This window comes from uncultured Jatrophihabitans sp. (assembly GCF_964244045.1).
Lineage (GTDB): Bacteria > Actinomycetota > Actinomycetes > Mycobacteriales > Jatrophihabitantaceae > Jatrophihabitans.
Window position 1 is genome coordinate 22,014 of the sequence record NZ_CAXTHK010000037.1, and the last position, 13,090, is coordinate 35,103.

Below are 13,090 nucleotides of genomic sequence, written 5' to 3' on the forward strand. Positions count from 1 at the left end.
GGCATGGCTGACTCCGCAACCTCCGCAACCTCCGTCTCCGTCAATCGCCGCATCGACGCGTCCGCGAAGGACGTGTTCGACCTGCTGACCCTGCCCTCACGGCATCCCGAGCTCGACGGCTCGGGCTTTGTGCGCAGCGCTGATCACGCCGACCGCATCACCGAGAACGGCCAGACGTTCCGGATGAACATGACCGGTGACCATATGGGCGGTGACTACCAGACCGACAACCACGTCACCGGCTTCGTCCGTGACAAGCTCGTCGCCTGGCAGACCGCGCCGGCCGACGTCGACCCGCCCGGCTGGGAGTGGCTCTGGGAGCTCGAAGCCCAGGGTCCCGACGCCACTGAGGTGACGTTGACCTACGACTGGAGCAAGGTCGAGGACAAGAAGATCCTTGCACTCATCGAGAAACCGCTGATCAGCAAGCATCAGCTCGAGGGCTCGTTGGCCCGGCTGGCCGAGGCCGTCAGCGGCAGCTGAGGGCGCGGGCCAGGAAGTGGGTGAGCGTCCGCAGCAGCACCAACTTCGACTCGGCCCGCCGGTATTCGTGACCCTCGCCCACGAGTTCGAGGTACTCGACGTCTCGACCCAGTGAGCGCAGCCGCTGCACGATCTGGGTCGCCTCGCCGAGCGGCACGTTGGTGTCGAGTTCACCGTGCACCACCAGTAATGGCACGGTGATCGACGCCGCCGCGTGCAGCGGGGAGATCTGGGCCAGCAGGGCAGCGTCGCGAATCGGGTCGCCGTACTTGGACGTTGCCGCCGCGGCGATCCACGGCTCGGTGTCGCGATAGAACGTATGCAGGTTCGACATCCCGCAGATGGCGACGCCGGCCGCGAACACCGGGGCGTGCCGGGTCAGCGCGAGCAGGGTGGCGTACCCGCCGTACGAGCGGCCGGTGACCGCGATGCGCTTCGGGTTAGCGAGGTCGCGCACGGCGAGGATGCGGGCGCAGTCGGCGACGTCTCGGATGGCGTCGAAGCGGCCCCACCGGTCATCGGCGTGCACGAAGGAGCGGCCGAACCCGGACGAGCCGCGGATGTTGGGGGCCAGCACCGTGATGCCGGCAGCCGCCAGCACCTGGTGTTGCGGTGAGAACACCGGCCGCTCTTGGGCCTCCGGGCCGCCGTGCAGGCTGATCATCGCCGGACCGCCCAGACCGGAGCGGGCCGGGTACAGCCATGCCGACAGCGGCAGACCGTCGTGCGCGTCGAATTCGACGAGCTGCGGTTCGACCAGGTCGTCACGCGCGGGCAGGCTGGGCGCGGTTACCGGCGTCCAGGCCAGCGTCACGCAGTCCAGCCGCCACAGCCGCCTTGGCTGTGCCGGTCCCTCGACAGCCAGCACCGCGCAACTGGCATCGCGTGACAGCACCGCCGTGCTCACGACCTGACCGGGCAGGTCGGGCACCGGGTGTCGTGCGCCGGTCGCGGTGTCGACGAACTCGACCTCGCTGCGCCCATGCACGTTCCAGACGCAGAGCACGCGCTCGCCCGCCGCGTCGGCATCGGCGAACTCCAGCTCCGCGTCGGGTCGGGCGGCCAGGGTGCCGGCGGCCGTATGCCGACCGCCGTCGAAGAGGCCGATGGCCACCAGCTCGCGACGCGAGCGACCGGCATCGGTGACGAGATAGACGGTCATGTCGGCCTTCGGCTCGCCCGGTGTGACCTCCCCGGCCGGCGGTGGGCGCAGCAACCCGACATCGGTGGAGCCGGTCTCGGCCCACGGCAGCAGCGGGTAGTCCTCGTCGACATTGCGGTCGACGAGCCGGCAGAACTGCTGGCCGCGGGTGCCGTCGCGTAGCAACGCGAACCGGCCGTCAGCGCTCAGGTCGAGCATCGAGATCAGGCCGCCATGGGCGATGGGCGTGCGCTCGCCGGTGGCCGGGTCGATGCGGATGCACTCGTGCGGGATGGTGGGGTCGTCGTGGGCCAGGGTCACGACCAGGCCGTGCCCCTCACGCGCCCAGGGCCCCAGCACCACGTGGCCGCCATGGACCCGATGAGGCCCGCCTGCGACGCGCCGGGCATCGGTGCCGTCGGGCCGGGTCACCCAGACCTCGGCGCGCACTCCCCCGCCGGTGGCAACCGAGCACGAGATCCATTGGTCGTCGGGCGACCAGCCGACCGACAGCACCGGGTCGGTCCCGAGCGGAATCAGCCGTGCCTGAGGCAGCTCGCCGCCCGGTTGCGGGACGTCCTGCACCCACAGCTGCGGGATGCCGGTGCGGTCGCTGACGAACGCCACCCGCGAGGCGTCGGAGGTCATCATGGGCGCCCACGCCCCGTAGGCCTCGACGAGCTCCTGCGCCAGGTCCTCGACCCTGTTCCATACCTCGGAGTAGGTTTGCGTCTCACTCATCGAATACCCATGGCCTGCAGCCACATCTCGATCAGGCCGAGCTGCCACAGCGCGTTCGAGCCGAGGTTGGTGCGGGTCGTGTTGGGATCGGCCAGCATCCTCTCGACGGCGGCCGGCTCGAACAGACCCCGCTCGCGGGCGGCCGGGTCGGTGAGTGCCTCGCGCACCCGAGCCAGATAAGGACCCTCGAGCTGACGGATGGCGGGCACCGGGAAGTACCCCTTCTTCCGGTCGATGACCGCATCCGGGACGATGCCGCGGCTGGCCCGCTTGAGCACACCCTTGCCGTTGTCGGCCAGTTTGAGCTCCGACGGAATGGCCGCAGCGAGCTCCACGACATCGTGGTCGAGGAACGGCACACGCGCTTCGAGGCCCCAGGCCATCGTCATGTTGTCGACGCGCTTGACCGGGTCGTCGACCAGGTTGATCGTCGTGTCGTTGCGCAGCGCGGCGTCGAGCGTGGTCTCGGCCCCGGGGCGGGCGAACTGCCTGGCCACGAACTCGCGGGGCTCATCCCGCCCCACGAGCCACTGCGGCTGCAACAGCGCGGTGAGCGAGTCGAAAGGCCGGTCGAAGAAGACGTTGCGGTACGCGTCGACCGCTCCATCGCGGTTCTGGCTGTCGAAGGGGACGTCGCGCAGCGGCGGGTACCAGTCGTAGCCGGCCAGGATCTCGTCGGCGCCCTGGCCGGACTGCACGACCTTCACCGATTGGGCGACGTCCTCGCTGAGCAGGTAGAACGCGACGCAGTCGTGGCTGACCATCGGCTCGTTCATGGCCCCGACCGCACCGTCGATGCCGGGCAGCAGGCGCGACGAATCGATCTTGATCCGGTGGTGCTCGGTGCCGAAGTGCTCGGCCACGATGTCGCTGAACTCGAACTCGTCGCCGGACTCGCCGCCCGCCGAATCGAAGCCGATGCTGAACGTCTGCAACCCGGTCTGGCCCGCCTCGGCCAGTAGCCCGACAACCAGGCTCGAGTCGATGCCGCCCGATAGCAGCACGCCGACCGGCACGTCGGCGACCATGCGTCGCTGCACCGCGGTGCGCAGGCTGTCGACCAGCGCGTCCTGCCAGTCGCGCTCGGACCAGTCGGCACGCTGCGGGTCGCGGGCGAAGTGCGGGTCCCAGTACAGGGTGTCGGTGCTCGTGCCGTCGGCCTCAATGACGCGGACGGTGGCCGGCGGCAGCTTGCGGACGCCGTTGAGGATGGTGCGCGGCGCCGGCACGATCGAGTGGAAGCTCATGTAGTAGGACAGCGCGATCGGGTCGATCGAGGTATCGACGCCGCCGGCGGCCAGCAGCGCGGGCAGGCTGGACGCGAAGCGCAGCCGCTCGCGGGTCTGGTCGAGGTAGAGCGGCTTGATACCCAGGCGGTCGCGGGCCAGGACCGTCCGTCCCGAGTCCCGCTCCACGACGGCGAACACGAACATGCCCTTGAAGCGGTCGACGCAGGCCGTCCCCCACCGGTGGTAGGCCTTGGCGATGACCTCGGTGTCGGAATGGGAGAAGAATCGATACCCGGCCGATATGAGCTCGTCGCGCAGCTGCTCGTAGTTGTAGATGCAGCCGTTGAAGACAACCGTCAGACCCAGCTCGGGATCCACCATGGGCTGAGCGCCGGCCGCCGACAGGTCGATGATGGCCAGCCGGCGGTGGCCGAGGGCGACCGGTCCGCGTGACCAGATGCCGCTGCCGTCGGGGCCGCGCCGCGACATGCATTCGCATGCTCGCTCGAGCGCGGCGACGTCGGCGCCACGGCCGTCGAAACGGATCTCACCGGCCAGTCCGCACACCGCGTGTCCTCACCCTCGTCCTGTGTTCGCCTCGGTGTCGTCGGGGTCGACGACGATCCAGGTGTCCTTCGCGCCGCCGCCGCGCGACGAGTTCACGACCATGCTGCCCGGCGGGCCCATCCGGGTCAGCGCGAGGTCGGCCAGCTGCGCCGAGCCGGGCTCGATGCCGGTCAGGTAGACGAAGGCCCGCAGGTCGACGTGGCGCGGCTCGAGCACGCCGTCGACGAGGGTCGGGTGCGTCGAGAGCGCGACGACCTCCTGCGCCACCCACCCGGCCGGGTCGGCCTCGATCTCGCCACGGCGGCGGGCGATCTCGTCGGCGCTGGCTCGTGGCCCGATGAGCACGCCGCTGCCGCCGTAACCGTCGACCGGCTTGGTGACGAGCTGGTCGAGGCGCGCCAGCACCGGCCCGCGCTCGGATCCGATGGCGCAGCGGTAGGTCGGCACCGGCTGCAGCAGCGGCCGCTCGCGCAGGTAGTACTCGATGATGTCGGGCACCAGGCAGTACATCGCCTTGTCGTCGGCCACGCCGGCACCCGGCGCGTTGGCCAGCACCACCGCCCCGGCCTGCGCGGCGGACATGATGTCGCGCCCGACGGGCGCTCCGGCCGCACTGACCAGATCGACCAGCTCGACGCCGAGACGCAGGTACACGACGTGGATCCGTTTGCCGCCCGCGTGCACCCCGGCGTCGGTGACTGCAATGTCGTCGGGCTGCACCAGCAGCAGCCGGGCGCCCTCGGCGATGACGCGGTGCTCGTACCACGCCGAGTTGTCGGCGCCGTCGGACAGCAGGGCGACGGTCGGGTTCGGCCGCGCCGAGCATGAGCGCAGCGTGCGGCCGATCAGTTCGAGGGTCGAGTACGGGTCGAGCACCGAGTCGTCGCTGAGCTCGGGCAGCGCCGTGCGCATCAGGTCACGCAGGCCCAGCGCGTAGCCGACGCCCGACGGCACCCGCGCGTTGTCCTCCAGCACCCGCCAACCACCCACCGCGTCGCGGACAAGATCGAAGCCCACGATCGGCGCGCGGATGACGTCGTCGGGCAGATCGAGGGCCTCGGGTCGCCAGCCCGGGCAATCGGTCAGCGTCTCGCGGTCGATGACCCCGTCGGCGACGATGCGGGCCGGTCCGTACACGTCGCGCAGGAACATCTCGATGGCCCGCGCCCGCTGGGTGAGTCCGGTGGCCAGCACCGACCACTCGTGCGACGGGATGATGCGTGGCACGAGGTCGGCAGGAAACGGTTGCTGCTCGCCGGCCACGCCAAACGTGAAGCTCGTGGCGACTGCCTTCGCGCGGGCGATCTCGCTGCGGTGCGCGAGCTCGTCGGGCCCGAGCTCGTCGAGGATCTCGAGCAGCGGCCGGTACGCGGGGAACGGGATACCGGACACCGCGATGGCCTCGTCCTCCGGCGACTCGGGGTACTGCGCGGTCAGCGCCGGCGTGTCGGCCACCGGCACGACGTGCCCGCTGGACTCGGCGACGAGCAGCGCCACCACGTCCGTGATCCTGCCGCGTTCGGCGTAGCGAGCCCGTTGCCGGTGGCTGGATTCGCCCCGGGCGAGCAGGGCGGTGAGCAGTTCGTTGACGTCGTCCCAGTCGCCGGCGTCCTCGAGGTTCCCGCGCAGGCGCTGCGTCAGCCCGCGGACGACCTCGGTCGCGGGAGCCGGGGTCGGCCCCAGACCCGGCTGCAGCAGCACGCCGCGCAGCCCGTGCCGTGCGGCCCGCCACATCGCAGCGCGGCGCATCGGTTCGGTGGCGCCGATGAGCGGGTCGCCGCGCTCGTCGGCGGCGATGGCCTCGTCGACCATGGCGCGGAACAGCCCGGCGATCAGCACGGCGTCGTCGAGGTTGGGCGTCGCGTCGCACACCCGCAGCTCGACGGTGGGGACGTGCGCGGAGGGCCGCACGTCGAAGTAGGCCATCTTCGCGTCGGAGATGACCTCGGACTCGATGAGGTCGGCCACGAGCTGGTCGTACTCGGCGGCCGACTCGACGTAGCCGAACGATCCGGCCGTGGGCCAGCGTTGCCAGATCATGCTGCGGAAGCTGGAGTACCCCGTGTCGTTGCCGTGCAGATATGGCGAGCTCGCTGACATCGCGAGCAGTGCCGGCAGGCCCGGTTCGACTCGCTGCGCGACGCGCACGGCGACGTCGCGGTCGGCGATGCCGACGTGCACCTGCAGACCGCAGATGAGCTGCTCGTCGACGAGCGAGCGGTAGTCCTGCTGCATCCGGCTGTAGCGCCCGAGGGTGGTCAGTCCGAAGTCCTCGGCCTTGGACAGCGGCGCGCTGCCGCTGGCGATGACGGCCAGCCCGTTGGCCTCGGCCAGGGCGTGCACCTGGTTGCGCAGCTTCTGCATCTCGGCGCGCAGTTCGGTGAGGGTGCGACAGACCGCGGTATTGGTCTCGACGGTGCTGCGCTGCAGCTCGACGGAGAAGTTGGCCGCGGGCAGCTCGCGCAGCAGCTGCGGAGCGCGGGTGACCAGCTGACCGGACTCGAGCGAGACGACGTGCAGCTCTTCCTCGACGCCGAGCGTGCGCAGTCCGCCCATCGAATCAACCTAAGTTGTGAGCATTTCGTTGATGTGTCTCAGCTGCCGATATGTCGGGATTCGCGGCGGCGCCTACTGTTGCCGCGCGGCCACCGCCGCCTCCACGGCCGAGACGACCTCGTCGGACAGCGGCTCGGTGCGCGGCCGGAAGCGGTGGCTGACCGTGCCGTCCGCCTCGACGAGGAACTTCTCGAAGTTCCACTGGACGTCACCGGCCGCGCCCGTGTCGTCGGGCTCGCGCTCGAGCGCGGCGTACAACGGGTGCTGGCTCTCGCCGTTGACGTCGACCTTGGCGAACATCGGGAAGGTGACCCCGTAGTTCGCGCTGCAGAATTCGGCGATCTCGTCGGCCGAGCCGGGCTCCTGCGCCATGAACTGGTTGCACGGGAAGCCCAGGATCTCGAGACCCTGGCCGTTGTAACGGTCGTAGAGCTCCTGCAGCTGGGCGTACTGCGGCGTCAGGCCGCACTTCGAGGCGACGTTGACGATGAGCAGCGGATGCCCGCGGTACTCGCCGAGGTCGGTGGACTGCGCGGCAAGGGTTTCCAGCGGGATGTCATAGATCGTGGTCACCCGTCGAGTATCGCGGACGCTCGGTGAACCGACGGCCGGCCGGCCGCTATCGTCGGCTCATGGGCGATGCACATCTGGCCAAGGGGCCGGCGAACCGGGTCCTGCGCCGGTGGCATCCGCGTACCGACGACACGCCCGGGACCCACGGCGATCACACCCACAGCGACCACGGTCCCCACATCGAGCGCGGCACCTCCGGGGCCTCCGCGCGCTCCGGAATCGTCGACAGCGCCGTGTACTGCGGCGGCCAGCGACAGCACACCGCGAGCTCGCTGACCGACTGCTACGAAGCGCTCCGCGATCAGCCGAACGCCATGGCCTGGATCGGTCTGTACCGGCCCGGCTCGGAGGAACTGCGTTCGCTGGCTGCTGAATTCGACCTGCACGAGCTGGCCGTCGAAGACGCGATCACCGCCCATCAGCGGCCGAAGTTGGAACGCTACGGCGACACGCTGTTCGTGGTGCTGCGCGCGGCCCGCTACGTCGACGAGCGCGAGGAGGTCGAGTTCGGCGAGCTGCACGTGTTCATCGGCCGTGACTTCGTGATCACCGTGCGGCACGCGGAGTCGCCGGACCTGTCCGTCGTGCGGGGACGCCTCGAGCAGGACCCCGAGCTGCTTAGCCTGGGCACCGAGGCGGTGCTGTACGCGATCCTCGACGCAGTCGTGGATGGATACGGACCAGTGGTTGCCGGCATCGAGAACGACGTCGACGAGATCGAGGTGCAGGTCTTTGACGGCGACCCGGCCGTGTCACGGCGCATCTATGAGCTCTCCCGTGAGGTCGTGGACTTCCAGCGCGCCGCCGCGCCGCTGACCGCGATCCTGAGCTCGCTCGAGGGCGGCTTCGAGAAGTACCACGTGAACGAGGAGTTGCGACGCTCGCTGCGCGACGTGGCCGACCACGTGACGCAGGCGAACGAGCGCCTCGACAGCCTGCGGGTGCTGCTGCGCGACATCCTGCAGGTCAATTCGATCCTGGTGGCGCAGAAGCAGAACGATGACATGACCTCGTTGTCGCGCACGAGCAACGCGCAGAACGACGAGGTCAAGAAGATCTCGGCCTGGGCGGCCATCGGCTTCGCGCCCACGACGATCGCTTCGATCTACGGGATGAACTTCAACCACATGCCGGAACTGGGCTGGTACCTCGGCTACCCGTTCGCGCTGGCCCTGATGGTCCTGGCCGGTGTCGTGCTGTACGTGCTGTTCAAGCGGCGCGGCTGGATCTGAGCCGCCGGGTGCATCCGACGGGGCCTACCGGCGGGATGCGGCGTGTTCCGGACGGGCGGTCCGCGGCCCGTCTCGGCGCGGGTCCAGCGGCGACGGGGCGTCGATGGGCTCGACAGCATCGTCGGCGTCCTGCGGGGTGCCGGCGGGATGTACCCGTCCGACGACCACTCGGGCGGCCAGGGCGAGCCCGGCCCCGAAGGCCATGACCGCGGCGCCGGCGATCGCGTCGAGCAGGTAGTGGTTGCCGGTGGCCAGGACGACGACCGTGGTGACAAGGGGATACAGCACCCCGAGCACGCGGACCGATATCCGCGAGGAGTAGCGGCAGAGCAGGAAGCCGCACCACAGCGCCCAGCCGACGTGCAGCGAGGGCATCGCGGCGAACTGGTTGGTCAGGCCGCCGAGGCCACGGGGCACGCTGCCCTCGCCGCCCCACCAGCCCCAGTGGCGAACGTCGAAGAGCGCGTCGGGGATGCCGGCGTTGGCCAGCAAACGCGGCGGGGCGGTGGGCAGCAGGTAGAACACGACGAGGCCCAGCAGCGTGCTGCAGGCAAGAGCCGTGCGCGCGGTGCGGTACTGCTTGGCGTGGCTGCGATACATCCAGACCAGGACGATCGGCGTGATGAAGTAATGCATCGTGGAGTAGAAGTAGGCGGCAGCGACACAGAGCGGAGTCACGCTGATCAGCGCGTGAGTGAGCAACTTCTCGGGCGCGAGGTCGAACGAGCGCTCCCAGTGCAGGATGTCCCGACCGTTACGCGTTGCAACTGCCACCGCGCCGTGCTGCAGCCCGCGGCTGAGCTCGTAGGCCCCGTAGATGACGCCGACGAGAACGACCTCGCGGAGCCAGCGGGGTACGCGCTGCACGCCCCGCCACCATGGAGCGTCGCGCGCCCCAGTCGTCGCCATGCCCGACACACTATCCACTCACCGGGTGTTTGGTGGCGTGCCGCCCGCCTGTCACTCAGCAGTCGCCAATGCGTAATAAACACCGCGCTGGTCGGTGGTGATGCCGTCGACACCATGGTCTCGTAGCCGGCGGGCCCGCTCCGGGTCGTTCACGGTCCAGGCGACGATCTTGTCGAACCGCTCGTGCAAGGCGTCGATCGTGCGCGCGTCCAACACCGTGTGCCGCACCGAGACGCCCGCCTCCGGCAGCGGTGGCCCGGCCAGCGCCGCGCGTAGGGCGGCAGCGTCCTTGATCGTGCGCCAGGTGCAGAAGCCGGCGTCGGCGTAGGCCTGCAGCTCCCACTCGCGATCAGTGCTGACGACGAAGCGGCGCCGGTCGGGCAGCAGCTCGGCCAGCGCGGCCACAAGCCGGCGCTGCGTCGGAGCGTCGCGCGGCTTGGGGTCCAGCAGCACGTCGCATTGGGCCGGTATGCGGGCCAGGACGTCGGTCAGCGTCGCATCGCGAGGTGGTCCGTAGCCCAGGCGGAAGCGCGCGTTGTCGCGCTGGAGCACCTGGCCGAACGCCCCGACGCCCAGGAAGTGCGAGACGTAGACGGTGTCACCGCGGGGGCGCACCTGTACGTCGGTCTCGAACATGCCGGCGCCGAGGTCAGCGAGCTCACGGCAAGCCGCGGTCGAGGGCGGAGTGCGGTGGGCGACCAGGAGCACGTCGGTGAGTATGTCCGCCCGGGCGTCACGCCGGCGCGGGCGAGGCCGGCAGCACGTGGTCGCCGACCTTGTCGGTGCCTAGGCACACGGAGCAGACGTACGCGTCGCAGGTGTGGCAGGCGGCCATGTCCGGGCGCTCGTAGTCCTGGCGGCAGACGTGGCAGGGCAGCTCGACGCCGGACGGGTTACCCAGCTCGTCGTACATCGGCAGGTCGATGCCGTCGTCGGTGCGGCGCAGGTAGTACCTGCCCTTCGTGGCGATCGCGATGACCGGGGGCAGTACGAGCGCCAGCCCGATCGCCACGAGCGGCGAGTACGGCTTGAGGGCCGAGCCGAAGCCGACCGGGTTGGCGGCGTAGAGCATCCCGCGTCGGAATTCCGGCTTCTTGGGCGACAGCTTGAGCAGGTACTTGTTGAACACGATGTCGGAGGCGACGGTCACGACCCACGCCATGCCGCAGTTGGCGTAGGAGCCGAGCAGCGTGTTGAGGAAGCTGAACATGTCGGCTTCCATCAGGATGAGCGCGATCACCAGGTTGAAGCCCAGGAACACCAGGCGGCCCGGGTAGTGCCGCGTCACCCTTGTGAACGAGTTTGTCCAGGCCAGCGAGCCGGAGTAGGCGTTGGTGAAGTTGATCTTCACCTGACTGATGACGACGAGTGCGACGGCGAGCGTCATCGCCGCCCAGGACGGCATGAGGTCGCGATAGATCTCCAGGAACTGGTGCACGGGCAGCTTGGTGAGCACCTTCATCCCGTAGATGACAAGCGTGACGCTGATGATGGTCGACGTCGCGTACCCGAGCCAGAGCGGGATGTGCAGCCCCAGCTTCAGGCCCTGGGCCATGATCGCGCCCTCAAGGGCGAAGAAGATGAACGTGAACGACGCGAAGATGACGTTCGTGACCACCGAGCCGTAGTAGCCGAACCCGCTGCCCCGCGTGATGAGGTCGAGGTCGAGGTCGAGGTTGTACGCGCGGCGTAGTAGGCCAGCGGGAAGCCGCTCAGGAAAATCACGACCGCAAAGACGCCGATGCCCCAAAGCGCATTCGTGGTGCCCTATGAGATGCCGATGTTCGCGCCGATAGCGAAGTCGGCGAGGTAGGCGATACCGCCCAAGGCCGAGATTGCGACGACGCCGGTCGACCACGTCCGGTAGCTGCGCGGCGCGAACCGCAGCGTGTAGTCCTCGAGGGTTTCCTTCGTCGCGCCCGCGATCGTGGTGTCGGTCGACTCGATTGCTTCCGTGCTCATCGGCGTTTCCCCGGGGCGCGACTGGCGGTGACCGAAAAGTAGAGACGCGACGTTTCGATCATCGTCCAAGGCGGTTACCGCGGGGTTCCGAAAATCGTCGCGACGGCGTCGGTCAGCTCCTGCGGTCGGCGGACGGCCGGGTCGGCCGACACCTGCACGAACGGGATGCCCGCGCCCGTCGACCCGCCGTCGGCGCTCGGGTTATCGCCGACCATGAGCGCCTCGCTGGGAGCCACCTTCAGCGCGGCGCAGGCGAACCTGAAGATTTCGGGGTCAGGCTTCTCGACGCCGACCTCGTAGGACAGCACCAGCTCGTCGATGTCCTGCCCGACGCCGTAGCGGGCGAGCACCGGCCGTGGGTCCCAGCCGATGTTGCTGATCACCGCAACCGGAACACCCGCTGCGTGCAGACGCCGCAGCAGCTTGATGGTGTCCGGGAACGGGTGCCAGGCCTCCGGCGAGGTCCCGTGCCGGTAGAGCGTCTCGGCGTCCTCCCGGTTCAGCCCGGCGTGTCGTGACAAGCCCGAGTACGCGTCGTGGTGCGCCTGCGCCGAGAGATCGCGCTGCGCCCAGACGTCGGCCATGTCGTTTGGCAGTTCCTGCGGGGTGGTGCTGCCGTTGATGCCGCCGAAGCGCTCCATAGCCGGTGCGAGGTGCAGGTACTCGGGGCCCAGCGCGCGCAGCAGCGACACGAGCGCCGACTCGATGTGGAACAGCGTGCCGGAGAAGTCGAAAAGAACAGCCCGGCGACGCCCTACGAGCTCGTCGAGGATCTTTTCCGTCGACGCATCTCGGTCGAGGTCCTCAGGAGCGCGGGCGCCCAGCGGTGTGCGGGCCACTCGCGCGTACGCCGCGGCCACACCCTCGAACAGCTGCGGCGCGAGGCCGACTTCGCCCTGGGTGCGCGCGATCTCGAGCATCTCGTCGACGTAGCGATCGGCCTTGGTGGCGGCCAGTGCAATGTCCTGCGGCCAGTCGCGGACATCCGACGACCACATCAGGGCGGCATCGGCGAGGAACTCGGCCAGTACGCCGTGCCGCCGCGCGGCGAGCATCGCCTGCAGGATGAGCGCTCGACTGCCCTTGTAGACCGACGCCGTGCACATCTTCAGCGCCGACGCGCTGCCGACCGGACCGGGCAGCCGCACCATGTCGAGCCAGGGGCCGGCGATCTCGTCGGCGCGAGCACCGCAGACGTAAACCCTGGTAGGTCGATCCGGGGACGGCGGTCCACCGGAGATCGACCCGTCGACGAAGTCCAGACCGGCGTCGGCCAGCGTCGCCGCGATGGCATGCACGGTCTGCGGGCTCACCGCGTTCAGGTCGACGACCAGCGGGCTCGCACCTGCCCGCCCGGTTGCGGCGACAATCGCGTCGGCGGCCGCCCGGGCCTGCCCGGGCGGCACCACCGACATGACGATGTCACTGGTCACGACGTCGGCCATCGTGTCGACGATGTGCAGGCCGGCGGCCTGGACCAGCGCCTTCGTGCGCGTACTACGACTCGCGATGCAGGTGACGACATCCGCCCCACCGGCGATCCAGTTGGCACCCAGCGCGCTACCCATTGCCCCGGCCCCGACCAACCCGATGCGCCTCACCGCGCAAAGCCTAATGGCGCTACTGAACAGGCTTCTGCTCTGGATCAAGCCATTTCGGCGGGATCCATTGTGGTCGACCGTTGCTCATGACAACCC

General features: G+C 69.4%; 9 protein-coding genes and 1 pseudogene. 2 read left to right on the forward strand and 8 right to left on the reverse strand.

From position 1 onward, the window contains the following. Nucleotides 1-3 precede the first annotated feature (3 nt). A complete protein-coding gene (locus ACFFC4_RS19400; protein WP_375503927.1) occupies nt 4-483 on the forward strand; it encodes an SRPBCC family protein in 480 nt (159 codons plus the stop codon). On the opposite strand, the gene ACFFC4_RS19405 is transcribed toward ACFFC4_RS19400, so the two are convergent. The 4 genes from ACFFC4_RS19405 to ACFFC4_RS19420 form a co-directional block, all read right to left on the reverse strand. Continuing rightward, on the reverse strand, nt 470-2,365 hold the full coding sequence (locus ACFFC4_RS19405; protein WP_375503929.1) for a S9 family peptidase: 1,896 nt from the start codon (nt 2,363-2,365) through the stop codon (nt 470-472). The two genes, ACFFC4_RS19400 and ACFFC4_RS19405, sit on opposite strands and share 14 nt — an antisense overlap. Continuing rightward, nucleotides 2,362-4,161: an N-acetylglutaminylglutamine amidotransferase gene (locus ACFFC4_RS19410; protein ID WP_375503931.1), complete on the reverse strand. Its 1,800-nt coding sequence runs from the start codon at nt 4,159-4,161 to the stop codon at nt 2,362-2,364. The genes ACFFC4_RS19405 and ACFFC4_RS19410 overlap by 4 nt, the downstream gene beginning before the upstream one ends. A 9-nt stretch (nt 4,162-4,170) precedes the next feature. Next, nucleotides 4,171-6,717: a glutamate--cysteine ligase gene (locus ACFFC4_RS19415; RefSeq protein WP_375503933.1), complete on the reverse strand. Its 2,547-nt coding sequence runs from the start codon at nt 6,715-6,717 to the stop codon at nt 4,171-4,173. Nucleotides 6,718-6,789: 72 nt separating this feature from the next. Beyond that, nucleotides 6,790-7,290, reverse strand: a complete 501-nt coding sequence (locus tag ACFFC4_RS19420; protein WP_375503935.1) for a glutathione peroxidase — start codon at nt 7,288-7,290, stop codon at nt 6,790-6,792. 59 nt (nt 7,291-7,349) lie between these two features. Here ACFFC4_RS19420 and ACFFC4_RS19425 point away from each other — a divergent pair, with 59 nt between their 5' ends. After that, nucleotides 7,350-8,522, forward strand: coding sequence for a magnesium and cobalt transport protein CorA (locus tag ACFFC4_RS19425; protein ID WP_375503937.1), 1,173 nt, complete (start codon nt 7,350-7,352; stop codon nt 8,520-8,522). A 24-nt stretch (nt 8,523-8,546) separates the two neighbouring features. Here the strand turns inward: ACFFC4_RS19425 and ACFFC4_RS19430 are convergent, their stop codons facing one another. The 4 genes and pseudogenes from ACFFC4_RS19430 to ACFFC4_RS19445 form a co-directional block, all read right to left on the reverse strand. After that, entirely contained in the window at nt 8,547-9,389 is an 843-nt protein-coding gene (locus tag ACFFC4_RS19430) for a phosphatase PAP2 family protein (protein WP_375503939.1), read from the reverse strand. Between the two features lie 93 nt (nt 9,390-9,482). Beyond that, the gene (locus ACFFC4_RS19435) at nt 9,483-10,139 is read right to left on the reverse strand and encodes a glycerophosphodiester phosphodiesterase (RefSeq protein WP_375503941.1); all 657 of its coding nucleotides are present in this window, start codon (nt 10,137-10,139) and stop codon (nt 9,483-9,485) included. A gap of 25 nt (nt 10,140-10,164) precedes the next feature. Then, a pseudogene (locus ACFFC4_RS19440) lies at nt 10,165-11,393 on the reverse strand (purine-cytosine permease family protein). Between the two features lie 74 nt (nt 11,394-11,467). Beyond that, the gene (locus tag ACFFC4_RS19445) at nt 11,468-12,994 is read right to left on the reverse strand and encodes an HAD-IA family hydrolase (RefSeq protein WP_375503943.1); all 1,527 of its coding nucleotides are present in this window, start codon (nt 12,992-12,994) and stop codon (nt 11,468-11,470) included. Between the last annotated feature and the right edge of the window lie 96 nt (nt 12,995-13,090).

Coding starts and splice junctions, on each gene's coding strand:
- ACFFC4_RS19400 (WP_375503927.1), top strand. CDS start 4: ATGGCTGACTCCGCAACCTCCGCAACCTCCGTCTCCGTCAATCGCCGC.
- ACFFC4_RS19405 (WP_375503929.1), bottom strand. CDS start 2,365: ATGAGTGAGACGCAAACCTACTCCGAGGTATGGAACAGGGTCGAGGAC.
- ACFFC4_RS19415 (WP_375503933.1), bottom strand. CDS start 6,717: ATGGGCGGACTGCGCACGCTCGGCGTCGAGGAAGAGCTGCACGTCGTC.
- ACFFC4_RS19425 (WP_375503937.1), top strand. CDS start 7,350: ATGGGCGATGCACATCTGGCCAAGGGGCCGGCGAACCGGGTCCTGCGC.